Origin of the sequence: Methylorubrum rhodesianum, from assembly GCF_014199985.1 — a bacterium.
GTDB lineage: Bacteria > Pseudomonadota > Alphaproteobacteria > Rhizobiales > Beijerinckiaceae > Methylobacterium > Methylobacterium rhodesianum.
This window is the reverse complement of the sequence record NZ_JACHOS010000005.1, coordinates 126,692-149,975: the sequence shown is the minus strand read 5'-3', so window position 1 is coordinate 149,975 and position 23,284 is coordinate 126,692. Positions and strand designations below refer to the sequence as shown.

Here is a 23,284-nt window from a genome sequence, read left to right as displayed (position 1 = left end):
CGCGCGCAGGAGGCGGGAAGGGCGCTGGCGGGCGCGACCGTCTGCGCGCACCGGCCGTCGATCAGCAAATACTCAGTCAGACGAAGGCCGGTCTTTTACCGTTCGAAGTCCCGAAATCTCCCGGTGGCGCGGTCGAAATGTCCGAAAATGGACCGTTGATCCCGGTTTGATACGAATTTTGAGGGGCACGCACCTTGCTGAAACGGCGTGACACCGTCGTCGGCTGTTTCGGTCGTCCGGGGATGGAGGATGACGCTCGGTCCGCCCGGCGCCGGATTTCAGGTCAGGTCGGAATTTCGAAGATCTTGCAGACGGGACCCAACATGGACGCGAGAAAAGCTCCGAACGTCGTCATCATCGGTCTCGGTTACGTCGGCCTGACCCTGTCCGTCGCCCTGGCGCGTCGCGGCGTTCAGGTCTACGGCATCGAGAAGCGGCCGGACGTCGTCGAGAAGACCAATGCCGGGGTCCCGCACTTCGCCGAAGTGGGGCTCAAGGCGGCCCTCGCCGACGTGGTGAAGAAAGGCCGTTTCGTCGCCAGCACGACGACGCGGGATGTGCCGCGGGCGGCGTACTACATCATCACCGTCGGTACCCCGCTCTATCCCGGCTCGCACGAGCCGCGCCTCGACATGATCGAGGAGGCGACCCGCGAGGTCGCCGAGCACTTCACCGAGGGGGCGACGGTAATCCTGCGCTCGACGGTGCGGATCGGGACCACGACGGGCGTGGTCAAGCCGATCCTCGACCGGACGGGGGTCGCCTATCACCTCGCGATGTGTCCCGAACGCACGCTCGAGGGCGACGCCATGCGCGAGCTCATCAACCTGCCGCAGATCATCGGCGGCGAGACGCCGGACGCGTCCGATGCCGCCGCCGCCCTGTTCAGCCGCCTGACCCACACCATCGTCCGGGTCGCGAGCCCGGAGACGGCCGAGATGATCAAGCTCGTCGACAACACCTCCCGCGACGTGCATTTCGCCTTCGCCAACGAGGTGGCGCGGGCCTGCGACGCGCTCGGCATCAACGCCAACGACGTGATCCGCTACGGCAAGCTCGGCTATGCGCGCACCAACGTCGCCGCCCCGGGCCTCGTCGGCGGCCCCTGCCTGGAGAAGGACCCGCACATCCTGCTCTCCTCGGTCTCGGGCAAGGGGGTGAATCTCGAGATCACCGCGGCCTCGCGCCTCGTCAACGAGCGCCAGCCGGCCGAGACGGTGGGAAGCCTCGTCGATCGTCTGCGGGCGCGCCGCCCCGGACCGTTCAAGGCGGTGGTTGCCGGCCTCGCCTTCAAGGGCCGTCCGGAGACCGACGACCTGCGCGGGTCGATGTCGCTCCATGTCATCCGCGAGATGATGGGAACCGAACAGTTCTCGGAGATCCGCGTCTACGACGGCGTGGTGCCGATGGACCATATCCGGGCGATCTCGTCGGGGCTGACCCCCTACGACACGCTGGCGGCGGCCTGCGAGGGTGCCGACGTGCTGGTGATCGCCAACAACCATCCGGAATATTCGAAGATCGATCTGGAAAAGATCATCGCGACGATGTCGCACGATGCCTTCGTCTACGATTACTGGAACAACCTCAGCGAGATGCCGGCGGAGGTTCTGGAGAATCGCTACGTCACCGTGGGCAACCTCGTAGGTAGATTTCAATGAGCAGGCTGGCTGTCACCGGGGCGGGCGGATTCATCGGCGCCCACCTCACCCGCGCGCTCCTGGCCGAGGGGCACGCGGTCGTCGCGATCGACAACTACATCCGCGGACAGGCCTCGCGCCTGGCCGGCGCGAAGGGGGCGATCGAGCGGGTGACGCTCGACGTGCGTGACCGGGAGGCGCTGGTCGAGGCGCTCCGGGGCGTCGAGTGCGTCTTCCACCTGGCCGCCGTCAACGGCACCGAGAACTTCTACACGCAGCCGCAGCTCGTGCTCGATGTCGGCGTGCGCGGCGCACTGGCCGTCACCGAGGCCTGCATCGAGGCCGGCGTGCCGGATCTCGTCGTCGCCTCCTCGGCCGAGGTTTACCAGACCCCGCGCGTGGTGCCGACGAACGAGGACATCGAGATGGTGATCCCCGACTCGCTCAATCCGCGCTACTCCTACGGGGGCTCGAAGCTGATCTCGGAGCTGATCGCCTTCAATTACGGCCGCGACAAGCTGCGCAAGATTCAGGTCTTCCGGCCGCACAACGTCTACGGGCCCGACATGGGCTGGAAGCACGTGGTGCCGCAGCTGATCGAGAAGATCGTGGCGGCCGGCGACGGCGGCACGATCACCCTTCAGGGCGACGGCAGCGAGACGAGGGCCTTCTGCTACGTCAGCGACGTGGTGGACGGCATCGTCCGGATGTGGCGCGACGGCGAGAGCATGAACGTCTACCACATCGGTTCGATGGAGGAGGTTGCGATCCGCGATCTCGCCCGGATCACGGCGGAAGCGCTCGGCACCCGCGTCGATCTCGTCGCCGGGCCGGCCGCCGCCGGGGCGACGCCGCGCCGCTGCCCCGACATCGGCAAGATGCGGGCGATCGGCTACGCCCCCTCCGTCTCCCTGGTCCAGGGCATCGAGCGCACGGTCGCGTGGTACCGCGAGCACCCGGCGCCGACCGATTCCAACCCGCTTCTGTGAGGGCCGACCCGATGGAGAGCTTGGCGGGCAAGACCGTCTTCGTGGCCGGACATCGCGGCCTCGTCGGCAGCGCCCTGGTCCGGCGCCTGGAGAGCGAGGATTGCGAGATCCTCACCGCCACCCGCGCGGAACTCGATCTGTGCGATCAGGCCGCCGTGCGGGCCTGGATGCGGGACCGCCGGCCGGACGCAGTGTTCCTGGCGGCGGCGAAGGTCGGCGGAATTCTCGCCAACGCGACCTATCCGGCCGACTTCCTCTACGAAAATCTGATGATCGAGGCTAACGTCATCGAGGCGGCGTTCCGCGCGGATGTCGACAAGCTGCTGTTCCTCGGTTCGAGCTGCATCTACCCGAAATTCGCCGAGCAGCCGATCGTCGAGGCGAGCCTGCTCACGGGGCCGCTGGAGCCGACCAACGAGTGGTACGCGGTCGCCAAGATCGCTGGGATCAAGCTGGCCCAGGCCTATCGCCAGCAGCACGGCCGCGACTTCATCTCGGCTATGCCGACCAACCTCTACGGGCCGGGCGACAATTTCGACCTCAATTCCAGTCACGTCCTGCCGGCCCTGATCCGCAAGGCGCACGAGGCCAAGCGCGGCGGCGCCAAGGAGATGGTGATCTGGGGCACCGGCTCGCCGCGCCGCGAGTTCCTGCACGTCGATGACTGCGCCGATGCCTGCGTCCACCTGATGAAGCACTACTCGCAGGCCGAGCACGTCAATGTCGGCTCGGGCGAGGACATCCCGATCTACGATCTCACCCGCCTCGTCTGCGACGTCGTCGGCTTCGGGGGCGAGATCGTGCGCGATCCGACGAAGCCCGACGGCACGCCGCGCAAACTGATGTCGGCGGACCGGCTGCGCGGCCTCGGCTGGGCACCGAAAGTCCCGCTGCGGGAGGGCATCGCGGCGACCTACGCGTGGTTCCGGGAGCATGTGGCCGATGCCTGAGATCGAGGGAAGCCTGCGCATGAGCGGGGCCGCTTCCGTTCCGACGTCGGAGCCCTACGCGCTTCGGATCAACCGGAGCGATCCCCACTTCGTGCCTGCGGACGGGGCGGCGCATCGCCTGCCGGCGACCCGCATCCTCGGCGTGCCGGTCAGCGTCATCGACATGCCGTTCGCCGTCCGCACCCTGAGCGGCTGGGCGCGGGCGCGGCGCACCAGCATGGTCTGCGTGCGCGACGTGCACGGCATCATGTGCGCCCAGGACCAGCCCGACCTGAGGGCGGCCCACGAGCGGGCCAGCATGATCACCCCGGACGGCGCGCCGCTGACCATCATCAGCCGGTTCTTCCGCGCGCACGGCACCGGCCGGGTGCCTGGCCCCTCGCTGATGGAGGAGATGTTCGCGGCAACCCAGAACACCGGCATCCGCCACTATCTCTACGGCGGCAAGGAGGGCGTGGCCGAGCAGGTCGCGGCCAATTTTGCCCGCAAGTATCCCGGCACGCAGGTCTGCGGGCTCGCCTGTCCGCCCTTCGGTGCCGTCGCGCCCGACCTCGACGCGCGGCTCACCGAGGCGATCAAGGCGGCCGAGCCGCATATCGTCTGGGTCGGCATGTCGACGCCGAAGCAGGACATCTGGATGAACGACCATCTCGACCGGCTTCCGGGCATGGTGCTGATCGGCGTCGGGGCCGCCTTCGATTTCCATTCCGGGGCGGTGAAGCGCGCGCCGAAGATCATGCAGGTGCTGGCCCTCGAATGGCTGCACCGGCTCCTCAGCGAGCCCCGGCGGCTGTGGCGGCGCTACCTCGTGATGGCGCCGGTCTTCCTCTGGAAGATGGCGCGGCAGCCCGAGCCGCGCCGGTCTTGAGGAGCGGAGCGTTGCGCGTCCTCATCGTTCACAATCACTACCAGATCCGGGGCGGCGAGGACGCGGTGGTGGAGCACGAGGCCGCGGCCCTCGCCGAGGCCGGCTGCACGGTCGAGACGCTGGCCTTCCACAACGACGACATCCGCACCGCGATCGACCGCCTGCGCACGGCCTTCGAGGCACCGCACGCCCCCCGCGGGATTGCCCGCGTCGTCGAGGCGGTGCGGCGGTTCCGGCCGGACGTGGTCCATGCCCACAACACCTTCCCCCTCATCTCGCCGGCCGTGCACGGGGCGGTCCGGGCGCTGGGGCCGGTCACGGTGCAGACGCTGCACAATTTCCGCCTCGCCTGCGCCGGCGCGATGCTGATGCGCGACGGCGCTCCCTGCGAGACCTGCCTCACCGGTTCCTCCTACGCCGCCGTTCGTCACGGCTGCTATCGCGGCTCGCGGCTGGGCACCCTCGCCGTGGCGCGGATGATCGACCGGCACCGCCGCACCGGCACCTGGACGCGGGACGTCGACGCCTTCGTCGCGCTGACCGAGTTCGCCCGCGGCCGCTTCGTCGCGGCGGGGCTCCCGGCGCACCGCATCTTCGTGAAACCGAACGGCCTGCCCGATCCGGGGCAGCCCGACGCCGGGCCGCGCGACGGCATCCTGTTCGCCGGCCGCCTCAGCCCCGAGAAAGGCGTCGAGATCTTGAAACAGGCCGCCGCGCGGCTCGCCGCACCGGTCGATGTCGCCGGCGAGGGGCCGCTGCGGGAAAGGCTGGAGGGGGCACCGGGGCTGACCCTCCTCGGTGCCCTGCCCCGCGGGGCGATGCGGACGCGGATCGGGCGGGCCGCCGCCCTCGTCGTGCCCTCCCTCTGGTACGAGGGGCTGCCGATGGTCGTGGCCGAGGCCTTTGCGGCGGGCACGCCGGTCATCGCCTCGCGGATCGGTGCCCTGGCCCATCTGGTCGAGGACGGCGTCACCGGCCTCCTGGTGGCGCCGGGCGATCCCGCCGCCCTTGCCGAAGCCATCGAGCGGCTGCGCGGACGGCCGGAGGAGGCCCGACGGATGGGTGCGGCCGCCCGCGCCGCCTATCTGCGCGATTGGACCGAAGAGGCGACGACCGCCGCGCTGCTGACGATCTACCGGAAGGCGCTCGCCGCGCGTCAGCGGGACCGGCGCGTGAGCGCGTGACGTCCCGGAGCGCTCAGCCGGATCGGTCAGGAGATCGCTCGACGACCGGGTTCACCGACAGGCCATGAGGCTGATCTTGGCGGCCATCACCCGGCATCCGGCCGCGGAGAAGGCGCCTTCGTGGCCGAAGCCGGGGACGCTGACGGATTCGCCGTTCTCGGCGAAGGCGCGCCAGCCCAGCATCGGGTCGAGCGCCGGGCCGACGGGGATGCTCTCGCTGCGCACGACAAGGACCGGCCCGGGATGAGGACGCGGCTCATAGGCCAGGGCCAGCGCGTCGAGATCGTCGGTCAGCTGCCAGAACGTCTCCTCGGGGTTCGGAGAGGCGAACCCCGCGCGATGCAGGATGCGCCGCATTCGCCGCCAAGCCCGGCTCGAGCGGAGCCGGAGATGCGTCCGCGAGACGAGGTAGGCGGCCCCGTCGCGGCGCAGATGGCGGAGGAGCGCGGCGAACCGTCCGCGCCGGTAGGCGGAGGCGGCCCGGACACGCTCGTGCGGCGCAAGACGGCGGAAGTAGCCGGGCTCCCAGCAATCGATGAGGACGACGAGCGCGACGTCACGGCCCCGTTCCGCGAACTGACGGGCGATCTCGAAGGCGAGGACGCCGGAGCGGCAGAAGCCGACGAGGCGGATCGGTCCTCGCGGCTGGGCGGCATCGATGGCGTCGCGATAGGCGCCCGCGAGCCGCTCCAGCGTCTCCTCCTGCGGAGGAAGCCGGCTCTCGAGCTGCAGGGTCGCGAAGGGCTGATCGGCGCCGAGGGCCTCGGCCAGCGGCCGGTAGAGTTCGTGGTCGGCGGCGGCGTGATGAATCGCGGTGAAGCCGGGCCGATCCGCTGCCCTCGGTACCTCCTGAAGCGAGCGGTGCCGTACGCCCGCCGTGGCCTCGCCCGCGAGCAGGGCGCAGAGCCGCGCCACCGTGCCCGCCTCGAAGAAGGACCAGAGCGGAACCGATCGGCCCGTCGCCGCCTCGATCCGGGCGACGAGGCGGGCCGCCAGCAGAGAGTGGCCGCCCGAGGCGAAGAAATCGTCGTCGTCGGAGAGATCCGGGCGGCCCAGCATCTCGCGCCAGATCGCCCGCACTTTGATTAGGAGCGCGTCGGATCCGCCGTCGGGCTCGGCCAGGGTTTCGGGGCGGTCGGGCGCGTCGTTGGCTGCGTCCATCGGACGATCCGGTGATGCGTCCAGGGGTGGGGGGCCAGCCGCTCCGCCCGAGGCCTCGCCCGCGAACGGCGCCGGATTGGGGAGGCGGGCGCCGACCGCCGCGTAGGCGGAGCGCTCGAAATCCGCGAGCAGGGCGGCCACGGTGGCGGCCTCGTAGAGGCCGGCGTCGTATTCGCAGACCAAGCTCCAGCCCGCCTCGGTCGGCGCCAGCTCGAGATCGAGGTCGAAGAAGCTGCCGCTGGCGGCATAGTCGAGATCGACGAGGCGGATCGGGGCCGATCCTTCGGCCGACGCGAGCGCCGGCCGCGTCGGTCCGGGCGCAGGGCGGAGCCGGATGTTGACCGACACCAGCGGCGGCCGCAATCCGTCGCGGCAGGGCGCCAGGGCCTGCACCACCCGGTCGAACGGGGCGAGCGCATGGTCGCAGGCGTCGAGGATCGTGTGCCGCATCGCCGCGAGCCGGTCGGCGAAGCTCTGCTCCGTCCGCAGATCGCTCCGGAGGACCAGCGTGTTCACGAAGGTGCCGACGACCCCTTCGAGTTCGACCTCGTCGCGCCCGAGCACCTGTGTGCCGATGGCGATGTCGCCGCGTCCGGTGCGCGCGTTCAGCAGACCGAACAGGATCGTGCAGGCGAGGACGAAGGGCGTGACGCCGTGCTCCCGTGCGTAAGCCTCCATGCGGGCGCCGAGTTCGGTGGGAAGCCGGCGGGTCTCGGCGGCGAAGCGCCGCTCCCGGCCCGGGCGGCGCGGATGGTCCGGCGGCAGCTCGAACGGTGCCAGATCGCGCAGCGACTGCGCCCAGAAGGCGAGGTCCCGCTCCGCCGCTGCGGCGATCCCGGGCGCGATCTCCCATTCGGCGAAATCGGCATAGTGCAGCGCCGGGGGCGCCGGAGCCGGTGTCTGCCCCCGGATCAGAGCGCCGTAGATCGCCACGAACTCCCGCGCCAGCACCACCATCGACCAGCCGTCGCAAATGCTGTGATGGGCGGTGACAAGCAGCAGGGAATCCCCGCGCCCGAGCCGCAGCAGCGTCACCCGGAGCAGCGGCGCCCGCGCCAGATCGAACGGCTTCAGGGCCTCCGAATCGGCGATCGCCCGGGCTTCCCCCAGCCGGTCGCCGGGCAGGCCGGACAGGTCGATTTCCGAGAACGGCAGCGGCACCGATGAGGCGATCCGCTGCACCGGCCGGCCGCCCTCCCCGACGATGGAGGTACGCAGGGCCTCGTGCCGATCGATGAGGATGCGGAAGGCGCGGGTGAGGGTTTCGGCGTCGAGGCGTCCGGCGATGCGCCAACGGGCGGCGACGTGCAGGCTCGGATCGCCCGGCCGCAGCTGGTCGAGCAGCCAGAACCGCGTCTGGCTGTGGGAACAGCGGGCGGTGAAGGCATCGCCGCCGTGCGCTTCGCCCGGCACCGCCGGTGTCTCCTGCGTGAAATGCCGCATGCCGCCGGCCCTCACCCCTGGCCGACCGCGGCGCGCTCGGTGTCCGCCGGCCGCGGGCGCCGGATCGGGGCGATCGGCACGCGGGGCGCCGAGGCGTCCCCGCCCTCCTCCATGCGGCCGTGCAGCAGCGCGGCGATCCGGGCGATGGTGCGTTCCTGGAACAGGTCGCTCGCCCCGACCGGCAGGTTCTCCCGCCGCGCCCGTGCGACGATGCGGAACACGGCCAGCGAATCCGCCCCGAGCGCGATCACGTCGTCGTCCCGCGCGACCGCGGACAGGCCGAGCACGTCCCGCCAGATCGCGGCCAGCCTCGCCTCCAAGCCCTCATCCGCCGTGCGCACCATCGCCGGCTTCAGCGGCAGCGGTGTCGCGGCGGGGGCCGGCTCGGCGGCAAGGCCGTGGGGCTGGGTCTCCGGGGCGGGCAGCGCCTTGCGGTCGATCTTGCCGCTCGCCGTCAGCGGCAGCTCCGGCAGCCGGACCCATTGCGAGGGGATCATGTAGTCCGGAAGCTCGCGGGCGAGCGCGGCGCGCAGGGTTCGTAGGGTCGGAGCCGCCTCGCCTTCGGCGCGGACGAAGTAGCAGACGAGGCGATCCTCCCCTGCCGCGTCGGCGCGCAAAACCACGACGGCGTGCAGTCCGGTCTGGCGCAGCAGCACCGCCTCGATCTCGCCCGGCTCGATCCGGTAGCCGCGCAGCTTGATCTGGTGGTCGGCCCGCCCCAGGATCTCGATGCGTCCGTCCGGCCGGTAGCGGGCGCGGTCGCCGGTCCGGTAGAGCCGCGCCCCGGCGCATTCCGGCAGGCGGCTTTCGATGAAGCTCCGCTGCGTCAGGTCTGGCCGCCCGAGATAGCCGCGGGCGAGCCCGACGCCGCCGATCAGCAACTCGCCCGTGACGCCGACCGGCACCGGCTCGCCCTGAGGGTCGAGGATGAACAGGCTCGTGTTGTCGATCGGCCGCCCGACCGTGATCGTCTCCGCGCCCGGATCGACCCGCTCGGCCGAGGACCAGATCGTCGTCTCGGTCGGCCCGTAGAGGTTCCACAAGGTGCCCCCGCCCGCGGTCAGGCGCCGGGCCAGATCGAGTGGGAGAGCCTCGCCGCCGCACAGCATCGTGAAGCCGGGGCGGGAGCGGAAGCCCGCCTCGAGCAGGAGCCGCCACGTCATCGGCGTCGCCTGGAGCACGGTGGCCTCGCTCGCTTCGAGGCAGGCGAGGAGCGCATGTCCGTCGCGCGCTTCCTCGGCGGAGGCCAGCACGATCTGGGCGCCGCGGATCAGCGGCAGCAGCAATTCCAGCCCGGCGATGTCGAAGGTCACCGTCGTCACCGCGAGCAGGCGGTCCTCGGGCCCGAGCCCCGGTGTCCGCGCCATCGAGAACAGCAGGTTCGACAGGCCGCGATGGAGCACCTCGACGCCCTTCGGCGCGCCGGTCGTGCTCGACGTGTAGATCAGGTAGGCGGCGCGATCCGCCGGGACGCGCGGAAACCGGGTGCGGGCCGGTCCGTCGAGCCGGTCGACCTCGATGACGCGCGGACCGCCCTCCGGCATGAGCGTGCGGTCGGCGGCGAGGGTGAGCATCGCTCCGATCCCGGCATCCGCGACGATTGCCGCGCGGCGGGCGGGTGGCATGGCCGGGTCGAGGGGGACGTAAGGGATGCCGGCGCGCAACGCGCCCAGCATCGCCGCGACCAGGCCGGGCGAGCGGCGCATGAGAAGGCCGACGCGGGCGCCCTCGGGCAGGGACCGCCCGAGCAAGGCGGCGGCGATGCGGTCGGCCCAGCGGTCGAGGGCGGCGTAGGAGACGGTCTCCTCGCCGAAGCGGATCGCGATCCGGTCGGGGGTGCGCCGCGCATGAAGCCGGAACGCGCGCATCGCCCCGACATGGAGCGGGTGAGCCCGCTCGGTCGCGTTCCAGTCCGAGAGCATGGTCTGCCGCTCGGCCGGATCGAGGAGCGGGGCCCGTCCGATCGGCTGCGCCGGATCGCGGGCGAGATGCCCGAGAAGGGTGAGGTAGTGGCCGATCCAGCGCTCGATCGTGGCAGGCTCGAACAGGGCGCGGTTGTAGGTAGCGTCGAGCGTCAGCCCGTCGGCCGTCTCGCTGAGACTGACGGTGAGCTCGAAGGTCGAGTATCGCTTTGGGGCCGGCGCCAAGACGCCGCGCAGCTCAGCCCCGAAATCGAGGGCCTCGGGCCAGCGCTGGAGGTTGAACTGCACCTGCGCCAGCGGCGGACGTGCGGGGTCGTGCGGCCGGTCGAGATGACGCAGCAGCCGACCGAGCGTGCAATCGGCATGGGCTCCCGCTTCGGCCAGGGCCGCGGCGGTGCGGGCGAGATGGGCGGCGAAAGGCTCTGCGGGGTCGAGCCGGGCCCGCAGCGGCAGGAGGTCGGCACGGTGACCGACGAGCCCGGGCTCGCCCAAGCGCGGCTGCCCCGCCACCGGCACGCCGACGACGAGATCGTCCTGGCTGGAGAGCCGCGCGAGCAGCACCTGGAAGGCCGCGAGCAGCGTGGCGGTCACGGTCTGCCCCTGCCGCGCCGCGAGTGCCCTCACGGCGGCGACCAGCGTCGGCGGCAGGGCCGCGCTCCGGGTGTCGCCGACAAAACCGCGCAGCTTCGGTCGCGCCCGGTCGGTCGGCAGGTCGAGCGGCTCGGGCGGGCGGGTATAGAGGTCGGCCCAGTAGCGCAGCGCCCGGTCCGCCTCCGCCTTTGGGGCGACGGCGCCATCGACTTGGGGAACCGGCGCCAGCTGATCCAGGCCGGCGCGATAGGCATGGGCGATCTCGTCGGCCAGGACCGCGAAGGACCAGCCGTCGCAGGCGATATGGTGGGCCGAGAGAACGAGGACGTGGCGCCGCTCGCCGAGGCGAAGAAGGTCGGCCCGCGCCACCGGGCCGGCGACGGGATCGAACGACAGGCCGGCCAGCCCGTGGAGCTCAGTGGCGAGCGCGGCCTCCGGCTCCACCTCGCACGAGAGATCGGCGGAGCGCACCGGTACGGTCCCGGCGGGATCGACCCGCACCGTTTCGCCGCTCGGGGAGAAGCGGCTGCGCAGGGCGCCGTGCCGGCCGAGCACGGCGCGCAGGGCGGTCAGAAGGCGCTCCGCGTCGAGGGGGCCGTTAATCCGCAGGGTGACGATCTCGGTCATCGCGGCGTTGGCCTCGGCGCCGAATTGTGCGGCCAGCCAGATCTCGGACTCGCCGTCGGTGAGCGGCCGCGGCTTTTCGCAATCCGCCCGCGCCGGAGCCGGGGACGGTTCCACCGATGCCCGCGGCCCGGACAGGTTCACTCGCGCGGCCATGCAGGTTCGGGTGAGCGTGCGAAGCTGCTCCTCCACGACCCGGCACACGGCATCGAGCTGGTGCCGGAAGACCTCCTGCAATTCCTGCGGCGTCATCGTTGCGGGTGGCGCGGCCGGTCGGCTCTCCTCCTCGGCAACGGGCACGGTGCGCGGGGCTGCGACCGCCTGGAAAACAGCCTCGCCATCGATGCAGGACATCCCGATCCTCGTCTGGCCGTGCGGCTCGTCGGCGACGGGCGGGGCGGCGGATACTCGATCCGCCGGGCATCCCTGACCGGACGCCCGCCGCGCCGCCGGATTCCAGCCGGGCGCTCGGCGATCGGGCGTCCGATGAGGCACACCTGCCGTCGCATCGTGAGCAGGAGCGTCATCGCGTCGCCAGGAGTGTGGCGGCCGTTGTCTCGGCCGGTCTCATTCAAGCCCCCGGAAGACGTCGCCGCGACCATAGCAGCGAGGAGAGGGCGATCATCTGCCTCGTTGGGAGTAGTGCTTCTCCTCTATCCGCGCGTCATCACGCCGGGACAGGCCGGTGCTCGCTGCGGCAAGTTCCTACAGCGCCGAGTTCGCTGGCGACTGTGACGAGGCGCTGCCGGAGAGGCGCGCCTCCAACCGCTCGATCGCCGCGCTGACGAGGGCTTTCGAGGCCTGCAGGGTGCCGAGTTCGACCGAAGACATCGCCAGCATCACGGGAAGGAGATTGTCGGTCGGGCGCCCGTCGTCGCGGAAGAGACGGAGATCGTCGTCGGGCTTGAGGCCGACGCTGCCGGCAATCCGCGCCGCGTAGTTGCGAATCCGCGTCTCGTCGCCGGCGCAGACCGGAGCCGGCAGGCTCAGATCGAGCAGGCTGCCCTTCGGCAGCGAAGCCGCGATCGAGGGCAGCGCCGCCGCTTCCGCGGCCAGCCGGTCGGGGGCCAGCAGGGCGGCGGGATCGGCCGCGCCGGCGGCGACGGACGAACGGATTACGGAGGCCGGCGGCGTCGGCGCCTTCGGGGCCGCCATATGCGCAATCTTCGGCGTCGCGGCGGCATTTCCGGCGCTCGTCCCGGTCAGGCCCGTCGCGATATCGGCGGCCGGCTTGGGCAGGGGGACGGCCGGTCTCGCCACGGCCCGGGCTGCGCGTCCGGGATGCCCGGCGAGCCGCGCACGGGCCGACCAGGGCTGCACCCGCAAGCCTCCCGTGGCGACGGGGGCCGCCCGCGCGACGCCGCCCCGTCCGTGCCGGGCGAGGAACCGGGCGCGCAACGTACCGCCGATGCCCTGCGGCGCGATCGTTTTCGAGACCGCGGCCACCGGCGTCCGCCGGGCCGGCCGCTTGGACGCTGCGCCGGACGACCCGGCCGCCGCGCTCGCCGCCACGACCGGGCGGGGCACACCGCATTCTGAGGGCGCCCAGCGGCGCACGATCGCGAGCGCCGAGCGCCGCCCGAAATCGCGCTGGTAGCGGCGAAGGAGCTGGACCGCCGCATCCGCCCCGTCGGCGGCGGTGGCGAAGCCGGTATGGCCCTCCGCGTCGCCGCCGAGTTCGCCGGACCAGCGCGCCTGCTTGATGCACCAGTAATTGTTGAGCCGCACGCAGCGGGCGACGAAGCTCGGCTCGGTCGCCGCGTGGCGGACGACGAAGGCGAGTGTGCCCGGCGCGAGGTTCTCGCCCGCCTGTTCCCGCCAGTTGGAGACGGCCCGTGCCACTTGGCTGAAGCTCGGAGCCGGCGCGGGCTCAGCCTCCGCGGCCTGCGGAAGAGCCGGCAGGCGGGCCCACGCGGCGTCGATCGCAGGCTCGATCCGCGGCACCAGGATCGTCACGGCAAGGAGCGTTTCGAGGAGCACGCCCGTCTTCCCTCACGCGGTGTCAGCTCGGCTGTTCTCGTCAGGGAACGGCGCGAGGCGGTGAAGGGTTCGATGGCCCCCTCCCGAAACCCGTCAATCGTCGTCCATCTCCGCCGCGAGCTGGCGCGGGCGCACGAATCGCACGAGACGCCCGGCGCCCGCAGCGATCGGCTCCCAGCCCTGCGCCTCGAATTCCAGCACGGCGAGCGCTGCCGTCGGGAATTTGTCGCGAAGGTCGTTTCGCAGCTCCTTCGGCCCCTCCCCCGCGAGCCGCAGAGCGAGATCGCCGAGGCCGGGATTGTGGCCGATCACGAGCAGGCTTCGCGCCTCGGCCGGGGCGGAGCGGATCGCGTCGAGGATGCGCCCGGCTGGCGCCTCGTAGATCGAGGGCACCGTCTCCATCGGCGTCTCGGGCCACTCCGCCCGCACCGCCTCCCAGGTTTCCTGCGTGCGGCGGGCCGGCGAGACCATGACATGGTCGGGCGTCAGCGACTCGCGGGCGATATAGGCGCCCATCAGCGGCGCGGCCTCGCGCCCGCGGGCATTGAGCGGGCGGTCGATGTCGCCCACGCCCTGCGGGTAGGCGGATTTGGCGTGGCGCAGGAGCAGAAGGCGGCGCATCACTGGAATCCGACCACGGCGTGAGGAACATAGGGGGCTTCGAGCCGCGCGATCTCGTCCGACGTCAGCTTCAGGTCGAGGGCCGCCGCCGCGTCGTCGAGATGCCCCGGCTTCGAGGCGCCGATGATCGGCGCCGCGACGCCCGGCTTCCGGATCACCCAGGCGAGCGCGACCTGCGCCCGCGGCACACCGCGGTTCTCCGCCACCTCGGCGACCGCCTCGACCACCTTGCGGTCGGCCTCGAGCGTGGCGTCGTAGAGATTTCTTCCGACGAGATCGCTCTCCTGGCGGGCGCTCCCGGCGTAGAAATCGCGGGTGAGCCGCCCGCGGGCGAGCGGGCTCCAGGGCAGGAGCGGGATGTCCTGGTCGGCGCAGAGCGGAATCATCTCGCGCTCCTCCTCGCGGTGGAGAAGGTTGAGATGGTTCTGCATGGTCGAAAACCGCGTCCAGCCGTTCAGGTCGGCGGTGTAGAGCGCCTTCGAGAACTGCCACGCGAACATCGAGGAGGCGCCGATATACCGGACCTTACCCGCCTTCACGACGTCGTGGAGCGCCTCCAGCGTCACCTCGATCGGTGTGGCGTAGTCCCAGCGGTGGATCTGGTAGAGATCGACGTAATCGGTGCCGAGGCGCTTGAGCGAAGCATCGATCGCGGAAAAGATCGCCTTGCGCGAGAGGCCGCCGGCATTGGGCTGATGCTTCAGCGGGTAGTACACCTTGGTCGCGAGCACGATGCTGTCGCGGTCGGCATAGTCCTTGAGCGCGCCGCCGACGATCTCCTCCGAGGTGCCGTCGGAATAGTAGTTCGCGGTGTCGAAGAAGTTGATCCCGAGATCGAGCGCCCGCTTGATCAGCGGCCGGCTCTCCTCCTCCCGCATCGTCCACGGATGCGGTCCCCGCTCCGGCACGCCGTAGGTCATGCAGCCGAGGCAGAGAGGCGAGATGTCGAGACCGGTGCGGCCGAGTTTTTTTGTCTGCATGGAGTGCATCACGCGGGAGGACGACGCGCCCTTACATGGGGCGTTGCCGCCGATCGTCACCGCAGGATCGCGCGGTTCGCACCATCGGAGATCGATCAACGAATGACGGCACCGTGACGGGCATCTTGCTTGCAAAAAGATTGCGCGCAACTCATGAAGAGGGGCGTACTGCTTGTCGCGATTCTAAACCGAGAGAGTGTCCCATGATCCGGCTTCGCATGCTCCTCGGTTGCACCGCTGCCATCGGCTGTCTCCTCGGCCCGGCCATTGCCGAGGAGGCCGATCCCGCCGCCATCGTCGCCGGGATGTTCGCTGCCGGCGGCAACCATACGGGCGTGCGCGCCAGCGGCGCCAAGGGCGTCTGCCTCAAGGGCGAATTCACTCCCGCACCCGGCGCCGCCGCCCTCTCGAAGGCACCCCAATTTCAGAAGCCAGCGCCGGTGACGGCCCGCTTCTCCATGGGTGGGAGCAACCCGAAGGTCTCCGACAAGGCCAAGCCCGTCACCCGCGGCTTCGCCATGCGGATGAACGATCCTGCCGGCGACATGGTGTTCGTGCTGATCTCCGCACCGGTCTTCTCGACGCGCACACCCGAGCAACTCCTCGCCTCTCTCCAAGCCCGCAAGCCGGGGCCGGACGGCAAGCCGGATGCCGAGAAGGTCAAGGCGTTCGTGGCAGCGAATCCGGAGACGACGCGGCAGGCGGCTTGGCTCAACGCACGGCCGGTGCCGGCGAGCTTCGCAGGCGTCGATTACTGGAGCGTCCACGCCTACACGCTCACCAACGCGAAGGGTGAGACCAAGACGGCAAGGCTCAAATTCGTGGCCGCCGATAAGGCCGGTCTCGGTGACGACGAACTGAAGGCCAAGCCTGACAGCTTCTACGCCGACGAGCTGAAGGAGCGCCTGGGCCGCGGGCCGGCCCGGTTCGACCTCGTCGCGATCCTGGCCGAGCCGGGCGATCCGACGAACGATGCGACCGTCCAGTGGCCGGAGGAGCAGCGGAAGACCGAGATGCTCGGCACCCTCGCGATCACGGCGATCGAGCCGGATGCCACCTGCGACGCGCGGACCTTCGACCCGGTGGCGGAGCTGCCGGAGGGGATCGCCGGCCCGGCCGACGACCCGATATTCGCGGTCCGCTCGCCGGCCTACGCCGTGTCGCTCTCCCGCCGGGCGAACTGAGGGGTACCGAAAGGGGTGGCTCAGCCGCCCCTGCCCTCCCGGCGCATCATGAAGGCGAGCTTCTCGAACAGGCCGACGTCCTGCTCGTTCTTGAGGAGCGCCCCGTGCAGCGGCGGGATCAGCTTGCGGCCGTCGCGCTCGCGCAGGGTCTCGGGCGCGACGTCCTCGGAGACGAGGAGCTTGAGCCAATCGAGCAGTTCCGAGGTCGAAGGCTTCTTCTTGAGGCCCGGCACCTCGCGGGTTTCGAGGAACACCCGCAGTGCCTCCTCGACGAGGCGATGCTTGATGCCCGGATAATGCACCTCGACGATGCGCTGCAGCGTCTCGGCGTCGGGAAACTTGATGTAGTGAAAGAAGCAGCGGCGCAGGAAGGCGTCCGGCAGCTCCTTCTCGTTGTTCGAGGTGATGATGACGATGGGGCGGTTTTCCGCCCGGATCGTCTCGCCGGTCTCGTAGACGTGGAACTCCATCCGGTCGAGTTCGGTCAGCAGGTCGTTGGGAAACTCGATGTCGGCCTTATCGATCTCGTCGATCAGCAGCACCGGCCGTTGCGGCGCGGTGAACGCCTCCCACAGCTTGCCGCGGCGGATGTAGTTGGCGATGTCCGAGACCCGTGGGTCGCCGAGCTGCGAGTCGCGCAGGCGCGAGACCGCGTCGTACTCGTAGAGGCCCTGCTGCGCCTTGGTCGTGGACTTGATGTTCCAGGTCAGCAGAGGCGCGCCCAGACCCCGGGCGATCTCTTCGGCCAGCACCGTCTTGCCGGTGCCGGGCTCGCCCTTCACCAAGAGTGGGCGCTCCAGCACGATCGCGGCGTTGACCGCCGTGGTGAGATCGGGAGGCGCGACGTAGGACTCGGTTCCGGTGAAGCGCATGGGGCCTCGCGTGGGGAGGGGAAGAGCCCGCAGTAACCCGGCGCGAAGCAGATCGGCAACCGGTCCGACAGCCGGTTCGAGGCGTCCCCCTCTACAGTGTCTTCCCGTCGTGCCACACGCAGTTGGTGGCGAGGATCCCGAGATTCACGTCCGATTTCTGCGGCTGGGGCAGGGTCTTGCCGTCCATGGCGAGGTCGATCTTGATCTCGACTTGCCCCTTCGTCTCATTCGAGCGGCGGGAGAAGTAGCAATATTGCTGGAACGGCCGCTCCTCGTTGGCCTTGAAGTTCCAGCCGGTGACGATCTGCCCGTCGAGATAGGGCACTTGCTTGAACACCGTGAAGGTCGTGTTCACCGGCGCCTGCGAGGCCGGTGCGGCGTCGGCACCGAGCTGCGCCTTAGTCGGCGTGGGCACGGCGTTGGCCTTCTGCGTTGGCAGGCCTTCGAGCTTCAGGGTGTTGTCGGTCAGCGTGACTTCGCCCTTGGTCTTGAGCGTCACGTCGGCGAGCGCCGTCTGCATCGCGCTGGCGATCTTCTCCGCCGCCGAGTCGAACTGGTTCATGTAGGCGTAGCCGTAGCAGGCCGCGCCGATGCCGATCCCGGCCAGCGCCGAGAAGGCGCCCGCCCCGATCGCCCGCAGCAGGAAGGCGCGGGCGAAGTGCATCCGCGCCTCCGCCCGCAGGCGGCCGTTGACGTGCTGTGCGAGCACGATGTTCTCGTGCGTGCCCTCGGTGTGGATGCTCATGGCCGGGCGCTCGACTTGAAAAGCTTACGCGGTCACGCCGGTCGGGGCGGTGCCGGAGGTGTTGGCGGGGGGCGGGGGCGGCGGCACCACCGGCGCGGTCCGCCGCTCCAGCGGGATCACTGAAGCGTCGCGCGCGAGCGGTCTCGGCTGGGCCAGCGCCATCTCCTGACGCACGCCCTCGGCGATGGACGCGAGCAGATAGGGCGTCGCTTCCGGGTTCACCGCGGCGCCGAGATCGTCCTCGTCCATGAAGGTCTTGCGCACCGAGACGGCGGAGAGCGCCAGGATCGTCGAGGCGAAGGCGGCGCAGAGCGCCGGCACGAACACGAAGATGCGCAGGAAGGCGTGGACCTGCGCGTCGCTCACGTCGATCGGATCGACCCCGTAGACCATGGCGGTGAAGGAGTGGAGCTGCGAGCGGTTGACCGAGTTGCGGTAGGCCTGCTCGGCATCGGCGACCTTGCGGTCGGCGGCGCCGCGGTCGAGGAGCCCGCGCGCCTTGCGCGCCTCCTCAAGCTCCTTGACGATGGCGCTGCGGTCGGTGCCGGCCTTGGCCACCGCGGCGTTGAGGGTCGCGGTGCGTGGGTCGGTGACGCATTTCAGGTTCGAGTAGCGCACACCCCGGCTGTTGGTGCCGTAGACCCGCTCACAGCGCTGCGCGGGAAGGCCGGCGAGCTGCGAGGAATTCTCGGCCGAGCGGCGCTCGATCTGCTCCAGCTCGTTCGTGTACTGCTCGACCCGGGCATTGGCCGCGGCGATGCGGGTGTCGATGCTGTCGCGGTCGGCCTGGGCGTCCTTGAGCGCGGTCTTGGCCTTGGCGGCGTCCATCAGGCGGGGATGGAACATCATCTCGCCGAGCTGCGACACCGACTTTGTGGTCACACCCGCAGCGAAGATGATGCCGATGATGGCCAGGCCCTTGACGAACCACGAGCGCTGCGTGCGCGCCAGGATGCCGAGCGGCACGCGGCACAGCTCCACCGCGGCGTAGACCAGCGGCGCGAGCAGCATGAAGTAGAAGGCCCGGTCGTCGCCGTCGCTGTAATAGCCCGCGAACAGCCATGCGCCGGCGAGCGAGGCGCCGATCACCATGAACTCGACCAGATAGGCGATGGCGACGTAGCCCCACTTGATGCGGTACCCGCGCTCGACGTCGCGCTGGTGCTTCCAGCGCTGCTGGTCGAGCACCCACTCGCGCCGCTCGCGCTGCACGTCCCGGATCGGAGGCTGTCTGCGGAAGAAATTCATGCGCTTCTTGGACTGCTGCGGGCCTCCGGAGGCGGCGGACCCGCCACCTCCTAACATCGCGTTACCCGAGCGTAAGCGCGTATTGTGCCGAAGTTGTGCCGGCTGGGACGATGAGTGGTGGATGACGGCGGCGCGGCCGTCCCAGAAGAGACCGGCGCGCGAAAACCGCGGCAGGGCGCGGAAAACGGTTGCTCCGCAACCGGCTCGCCGCCCATGATACGGCCCGGATCCGCCTGGGTCCGCCTGAATTTCTCGGCGGCACCGAAGCTGCAGGGAGCCGGGCCGCCCTCCTCCTCATCCAGCGTCAGCGTTCCGCCCCGATGACCGACCCCGTGCAGGCCGGAGCCCAGATCGCCGCGCAAGTGGGCGTGCAAGCCGGCGCGCATCCGGGCGGCTACCGGGAGGCGATCCTCTTTCTCGTCACCGCCGGCATCGTCGTGCCGCTGTTCCACCGCCTGCGGATCAGCCCGGTGCTCGGCTTTCTCGGTGCGGGCGCGCTGCTCGGTCCGTTCGGGCTCGGGCGCTTCGCCGACGCGCATCCGTGGCTTGCCCCCTTCACCATCGGCAACCGGTCGGAAATCGCGCATCTCGCCGAGTTCGGCGTCATCTTCCTGATGTTCATGATCGGGATCGAGCTGTCCTGGGAGCGCCTGCGGGTGCTGCGCCGACTCGTCTTCGGCCTCGGCGCGATCCAGGTGGCGGCGTCCGCGGCCGTCATCGCCGGGATCCTCGTCGTCTTGGATCAGCCGGTGGCCGGGGCGGTTCTGGTCGGTCTCGCGCTGGCGCTCTCCTCCACGGCGGTCGTGCTGCCGGTGCTGGCCGAGCAGAGGCGACTCGGCACGCCGGCCGGGCGCACCAGCTTCGCGATCCTGCTGTTCCAGGATCTGGCGGTCGCCCCGATCCTGTTCGCGATCGCCGTGCTCGGCCGCAAGGATGGCGGCGACCTCGGCGGCGCGCTCGCCCTGGCGCTCGGTCAGGCGGCGGTCGCCCTGCTGGTGATCGTGGTGGCCGGCCGCGTGGCGTTGCGTCCGCTCTTCCACCTCGTGGCGCGCACCCGCTCGCCGGAACTGTTCATGGCCGCCTGCCTGCTCGTCATCGTGGCGACGGCGCTGGTGGCAGCCGGCAGCGGCCTGTCGATGACGCTCGGTGCCTTCGTCGCCGGCCTGCTTCTCGCGGAGACGGAGTATCGCCGGGCGATCGAGGCGACGATCGACCCGTTCAAGGGCCTGCTGCTCGGCGTGTTCTTCGTCTCGGTCGGCATGAACCTCGATCCGGCCCAGCTCGTCGCCGCGCCGGGCGCGATCCTCGGCCTCTCGCTCGGGCTGCTTCTGATCAAGGGCGCGGTGGTGCTCGCCGGCGGGCGCATCATGGGGATCCCCCGCTCGGTTGCCCTGGAGACGGCTCTCTTGATCGGCCCGGGCGGCGAGTTCGCCTTCGTGCTGATCGGCGGTGCCATGGTCGCCGGCCTCGTTCCGGAGCCGGTGGGCGGGGCGGCGCTCATCGTCACCACCGTGACCATGATCGCGATCCCCGGTCTCGCGGCCCTCGGCCGCCGGATCGGACGGCGCGTGACGAAGGAGAGCCTCGGCCGGGCGCGGGCCGAGCCGGTGCCGGACCCGCAGCAGAACCGGGTCATCGTTGCGGGCTACGGCCGGGTCGGGCGGCTCGTCGGCGAGATGCTCAAGCGCCACGCCATCTCCTTCATCGCCCTCGACTCGGACCCGGCCCGCGTCGCCGAGCAGCGCCGGCTCGGCAGCCCGGTCTATTTCGGCGACTCGGCCAACACCGAGATGCTGCGCCGTTGCGACATCGCCACGGCCCGTGCCCTCGTGGTCACCCTCGACAATCCCCGCGCGGTGGAAGCCGTGGTTCAGGCCGCCCGCGCCGAGCGGCCGGACCTGACCATCGTCGCCCGCGCCCGCGACGCGCGCCACGCGACGCAACTCTACGAGATGGGCGTCGACGACGCGGTGCCGGAGACGATCGAGGCCTCGCTGCAACTCTCGGAGGCAGTGCTGGTCGACGTCGGCGTGCCGATGGGCCACGTCATCGCCTCGATCCACGAGCGGCGCGACGAGTTCCGCACCATGCTGAAGCGCAAGGAAGCGGAGACGCGGCCCGTCTTCCGCGCCCGCCGCACGGTCGGCAAGACGCGTCCGGCCGAGCGCGAGAGCGCCGCCGACCACAAAGCCGGCGAGGCGCCGGTCGAGGCGCGGCCGATCGGGAAGAGCGCCTGACCGCGCCGATCGTCGGGAGAGCGGGATGCTCAGTCCGAGGCGGTAGCCCGGCGCAGGGTGTCTCCGGCGGACAGGAAGGCCTCGACCTCCGGCGTCGCTTGCGGGCTGTGCGCAACGACGCCGATCGCTTCCATCAGACGATGCACGGGGACGAAGCTTCGCCGCTTCCGGTTGTACAGGCCCGCCTGAACCAGCGCGATCGCGGCGATCGTGTCGGTCCCCGCGGCGATCAGGCGATGTTCCATGACGACACGGGTGGCGTCCCAGTGCAGCAGCCGTGTTTCCAGATCGAAGGCCTGGAAGGGGCGGAGCTCCCGGCGGAAGCGGATCTGTCCGGCACTGACGACCGGGGTCCAGCCGTTCCGCAGCACGGGGCGCCACAATCCGGATCGGATCATCAGGTCGGTCCGGCCGAGATCCATCAGGGTCCAGTACCGGCCGTTATTGAGGTGCAGCGAGGTGTCGAGGTCGTGCGGCCAGACGCGGAACCTCAGGGACGAGTGGGCGAAGGGCAGGTCGATCCTCGGTCGCCGCCATGCGGTGGCGATCAACCAGAGGAGGCGGAGCCAGAGGTTCATGAATCACGACAGTGGTGGGCCGGACAGGATCCGGCACCTCCCCCGGCGGCCTCGCCTTGTCCAGTACTAAACCGCGTTTTCGTCGGGCAGCGCGGAGACCAGATCGCGAAACCGGTCGCCGCGGACCTCGAAGTTCGGGAACTGGTCGTAGGAGGCGCAGGCCGGCGAAAGCAGCACCACCGGCGCCTCCGTCCCGGACGTGCGGGCGGCCCGTGCCGCCGTCTCCGTCGCGACCTCCAGCGTGCCGCAGCGGGTGACGGCGACGCGTCCCTCCAGCGTCGCGGCGAAGGCGTCGCTCGATGCGCCGATCAGATAGGCGTGGGTGACGCGGTCGAAGAGCGGCGCGAGCGGTTCGATGCCGCCCTCCTTCGCCTTGCCCCCGACGATCCAGTGGATGTCGCGGAAGGCGAGCAGCGCCTTCTCGGTGGAATCGGCGTTGGTGGCCTTGGAATCGTTGACGAACAGCGTCGGGCCAATCCGGCGGAGGGGCTCCATCCGGTGCGCGAGCCCCGGAAAGCTCTTCAGGCCGGCGGCGATCTCCTCGCGGGAGAGACCGAGCCGGATCGCGGCGGCGACGGCCGCGGCGGCGTTCTGGAGGTTGTGGTCGCCGAGCAGGGATGGAACGCCCGAGATCTCCGCGATCACGGCGCCGTCGGGGCCGCGCACCGTGCCGTCCGCGCAGACGTAGTCGCCCGCCGCGTCGCCGTGGCCCTCGACATGGAGGCGGATGCGGTTCTCCGTGCGGCGCCCGGCGATGGCGGCACAGTAGGCGTCGTCGACGCCGATGACCGCGAGATCCGCACCCGCCACCAGCCGCTCCTTGATCGCGGCGTAGTTCTCCATGGTGCCGTGACGGTCGAGATGGTCCGGCGTCAGGTTGAGCAGGATGCCGACGCCGGATTTCAGCGAGGGGGTCAGGTCGATCTGGAACGAGGACAGCTCGACCACGTGGACGCGGTTCGCCGCCGGCGGCTCCAGCGACAGGATCGCGGTGCCGATATTGCCGCCCATCTGCACGTCGCGCCCCGCATGGCGCAGCAGGTGGGCCGTGAGCGCCGTGGTGGTGGACTTGCCGTTGGTGCCGGTGATGGCGACGAAGGGCGCCCCCGGTGCCAGCGACGCCCGCTCGCGGCAGAAGATCTCAATATCGCCGATGATCGGGGTACCGGCCGCCCGTGCCAATCCGACCGTCCAGTGCGGCTCGGGATGGGTCAGCGGCACGCCGGGCGCCAGCACCAGGGCGGCGAAGCCCGACCAGTCGGCCTCGTTGAGATCGGTGACGGTGATGCCCTGCTCGCGGGCGCGGTCGCGGCTGCCCGCGTTGTCGTCCCAGGCCAACACGTCCGCGCCGCCGGCGAGCAGCGAGCGGACGGTGGCGAGACCGGAGCCGCCGAGGCCGAACAGGGCGATCTTCTGGCCGGCGAAGGTGGTGGCTGGCGTCATGGTTCGTCCCTCGCGCTCCCGGCG

Annotated in this window: 17 protein-coding genes; 7 read left to right on the top strand and 10 right to left on the bottom strand. The window is 70.7% G+C overall.

Annotation, left to right across the window (positions count from 1 at the left end):
* The first annotated feature begins 323 nt into the window (after positions 1 to 323).
* The 5 genes from HNR01_RS09190 to HNR01_RS09170 are packed head-to-tail and all read left to right on the top strand — an operon-like array spanning position 324 to position 5,631.
* Positions 324 to 1,661, top strand: a complete 1,338-nt coding sequence (locus tag HNR01_RS09190; protein ID WP_183667494.1) for a nucleotide sugar dehydrogenase — start codon at positions 324 to 326, stop codon at positions 1,659 to 1,661.
* Positions 1,658 to 2,629, top strand: coding sequence for an NAD-dependent epimerase/dehydratase family protein (locus HNR01_RS09185; RefSeq protein WP_153873158.1), 972 nt, complete (start codon positions 1,658 to 1,660; stop codon positions 2,627 to 2,629). Before HNR01_RS09190 ends, HNR01_RS09185 begins: the two co-directional genes overlap by 4 nt.
* Positions 2,630 to 2,640: 11 nt before the next feature.
* Positions 2,641 to 3,579, top strand: a complete 939-nt coding sequence (fcl, locus tag HNR01_RS09180; protein WP_183667493.1) for a GDP-L-fucose synthase — start codon at positions 2,641 to 2,643, stop codon at positions 3,577 to 3,579.
* Positions 3,572 to 4,447 carry a WecB/TagA/CpsF family glycosyltransferase gene (locus HNR01_RS09175; protein ID WP_026105373.1) on the top strand — a complete coding sequence of 292 codons (876 nt, stop codon included), beginning with the start codon at positions 3,572 to 3,574 and terminating at the stop codon, positions 4,445 to 4,447. The genes fcl and HNR01_RS09175 overlap by 8 nt, the downstream gene beginning before the upstream one ends.
* A gap of 11 nt (positions 4,448 to 4,458) precedes the next feature.
* Positions 4,459 to 5,631 (top strand): glycosyltransferase, encoded by a 1,173-nt coding sequence (locus HNR01_RS09170; RefSeq protein ID WP_183667492.1) that lies wholly within the window; start codon positions 4,459 to 4,461, stop codon positions 5,629 to 5,631.
* Positions 5,632 to 5,682: 51 nt separating this feature from the next.
* Here HNR01_RS09170 and HNR01_RS09165 read toward each other — a convergent pair whose 3' ends face one another.
* From HNR01_RS09165 to HNR01_RS09145, 5 genes are all read right to left on the bottom strand, one after another.
* Positions 5,683 to 8,235: a condensation domain-containing protein gene (locus HNR01_RS09165; RefSeq protein ID WP_183667491.1), complete on the bottom strand. Its 2,553-nt coding sequence runs from the start codon at positions 8,233 to 8,235 to the stop codon at positions 5,683 to 5,685.
* An 11-nt stretch (positions 8,236 to 8,246) separates the two neighbouring features.
* Positions 8,247 to 11,726, bottom strand: coding sequence for a non-ribosomal peptide synthetase (locus HNR01_RS09160; RefSeq protein WP_183667490.1), 3,480 nt, complete (start codon positions 11,724 to 11,726; stop codon positions 8,247 to 8,249).
* Positions 11,727 to 12,077: 351 nt separating this feature from the next.
* On the bottom strand, positions 12,078 to 13,352 hold the full coding sequence (locus tag HNR01_RS09155) for a hypothetical protein (RefSeq protein ID WP_183667489.1): 1,275 nt from the start codon (positions 13,350 to 13,352) through the stop codon (positions 12,078 to 12,080).
* A gap of 93 nt (positions 13,353 to 13,445) precedes the next feature.
* Positions 13,446 to 13,973 carry a SixA phosphatase family protein gene (locus HNR01_RS09150; protein ID WP_183667488.1) on the bottom strand — a complete coding sequence of 176 codons (528 nt, stop codon included), beginning with the start codon at positions 13,971 to 13,973 and terminating at the stop codon, positions 13,446 to 13,448.
* Entirely contained in the window at positions 13,973 to 14,953 is a 981-nt protein-coding gene (locus tag HNR01_RS09145) for an aldo/keto reductase (RefSeq protein ID WP_183667487.1), read from the bottom strand. Before HNR01_RS09145 ends, HNR01_RS09150 begins: the two co-directional genes overlap by 1 nt.
* Positions 14,954 to 15,156: 203 nt before the next feature.
* Between HNR01_RS09145 and HNR01_RS09140 the strand changes: the two genes are divergently transcribed.
* The gene (locus HNR01_RS09140) at positions 15,157 to 16,137 is read left to right on the top strand and encodes a catalase family peroxidase (protein ID WP_183667486.1); all 981 of its coding nucleotides are present in this window, start codon (positions 15,157 to 15,159) and stop codon (positions 16,135 to 16,137) included.
* 20 nt (positions 16,138 to 16,157) lie between these two features.
* On the opposite strand, the gene HNR01_RS09135 is transcribed toward HNR01_RS09140, so the two are convergent.
* The 3 genes from HNR01_RS09135 to HNR01_RS09125 form a co-directional block, all read right to left on the bottom strand.
* Positions 16,158 to 17,009, bottom strand: coding sequence for an AAA family ATPase (locus HNR01_RS09135; RefSeq protein WP_017483469.1), 852 nt, complete (start codon positions 17,007 to 17,009; stop codon positions 16,158 to 16,160).
* Between the two features lie 91 nt (positions 17,010 to 17,100).
* On the bottom strand, positions 17,101 to 17,754 hold the full coding sequence (locus tag HNR01_RS09130) for a glycoside hydrolase family 25 domain-containing protein (RefSeq protein WP_017483468.1): 654 nt from the start codon (positions 17,752 to 17,754) through the stop codon (positions 17,101 to 17,103).
* A gap of 24 nt (positions 17,755 to 17,778) precedes the next feature.
* Positions 17,779 to 19,002, bottom strand: coding sequence for an ATPase (locus HNR01_RS09125; RefSeq protein WP_183667485.1), 1,224 nt, complete (start codon positions 19,000 to 19,002; stop codon positions 17,779 to 17,781).
* A 320-nt stretch (positions 19,003 to 19,322) separates the two neighbouring features.
* Here HNR01_RS09125 and HNR01_RS09120 point away from each other — a divergent pair, with 320 nt between their 5' ends.
* A complete protein-coding gene (locus HNR01_RS09120) occupies positions 19,323 to 21,239 on the top strand; it encodes a cation:proton antiporter domain-containing protein (protein ID WP_026105371.1) in 1,917 nt (638 codons plus the stop codon).
* Between the two features lie 29 nt (positions 21,240 to 21,268).
* On the opposite strand, the gene HNR01_RS09115 is transcribed toward HNR01_RS09120, so the two are convergent.
* Both HNR01_RS09115 and murD read right to left on the bottom strand, forming a co-directional pair.
* Complete coding sequence (locus HNR01_RS09115) at positions 21,269 to 21,817, bottom strand: acyl-CoA thioesterase (protein WP_183667484.1); 549 nt, start codon at positions 21,815 to 21,817, stop codon at positions 21,269 to 21,271.
* Between the two features lie 66 nt (positions 21,818 to 21,883).
* Positions 21,884 to 23,260: a UDP-N-acetylmuramoyl-L-alanine--D-glutamate ligase gene (gene murD / locus HNR01_RS09110; RefSeq protein WP_183667483.1), complete on the bottom strand. Its 1,377-nt coding sequence runs from the start codon at positions 23,258 to 23,260 to the stop codon at positions 21,884 to 21,886.
* Positions 23,261 to 23,284: the final 24 nt, after the last annotated feature.

Bases quoted from the DNA above. Each gene is read 5' to 3' on its own strand.
- HNR01_RS09190 (WP_183667494.1), top strand. From the start codon at position 324: ATGGACGCGAGAAAAGCTCCGAACGTCGTCATCATCGGTCTCGGTTAC.
- HNR01_RS09185 (WP_153873158.1), top strand. From the start codon at position 1,658: ATGAGCAGGCTGGCTGTCACCGGGGCGGGCGGATTCATCGGCGCCCAC.
- fcl (WP_183667493.1), top strand. From the start codon at position 2,641: ATGGAGAGCTTGGCGGGCAAGACCGTCTTCGTGGCCGGACATCGCGGC.
- HNR01_RS09175 (WP_026105373.1), top strand. From the start codon at position 3,572: ATGCCTGAGATCGAGGGAAGCCTGCGCATGAGCGGGGCCGCTTCCGTT.
- HNR01_RS09165 (WP_183667491.1), bottom strand. From the start codon at position 8,235: ATGCGGCATTTCACGCAGGAGACACCGGCGGTGCCGGGCGAAGCGCAC.
- HNR01_RS09160 (WP_183667490.1), bottom strand. From the start codon at position 11,726: ATGTCCTGCATCGATGGCGAGGCTGTTTTCCAGGCGGTCGCAGCCCCG.
- HNR01_RS09150 (WP_183667488.1), bottom strand. From the start codon at position 13,973: ATGCGCCGCCTTCTGCTCCTGCGCCACGCCAAATCCGCCTACCCGCAG.
- HNR01_RS09145 (WP_183667487.1), bottom strand. From the start codon at position 14,953: ATGCAGACAAAAAAACTCGGCCGCACCGGTCTCGACATCTCGCCTCTC.
- HNR01_RS09140 (WP_183667486.1), top strand. From the start codon at position 15,157: ATGATCCGGCTTCGCATGCTCCTCGGTTGCACCGCTGCCATCGGCTGT.
- HNR01_RS09135 (WP_017483469.1), bottom strand. From the start codon at position 17,009: ATGCGCTTCACCGGAACCGAGTCCTACGTCGCGCCTCCCGATCTCACC.
- HNR01_RS09130 (WP_017483468.1), bottom strand. From the start codon at position 17,754: ATGAGCATCCACACCGAGGGCACGCACGAGAACATCGTGCTCGCACAG.
- HNR01_RS09125 (WP_183667485.1), bottom strand. From the start codon at position 19,002: ATGAATTTCTTCCGCAGACAGCCTCCGATCCGGGACGTGCAGCGCGAG.
- HNR01_RS09120 (WP_026105371.1), top strand. From the start codon at position 19,323: ATGACCGACCCCGTGCAGGCCGGAGCCCAGATCGCCGCGCAAGTGGGC.
- HNR01_RS09115 (WP_183667484.1), bottom strand. From the start codon at position 21,817: ATGAACCTCTGGCTCCGCCTCCTCTGGTTGATCGCCACCGCATGGCGG.
- murD (WP_183667483.1), bottom strand. From the start codon at position 23,260: ATGACGCCAGCCACCACCTTCGCCGGCCAGAAGATCGCCCTGTTCGGC.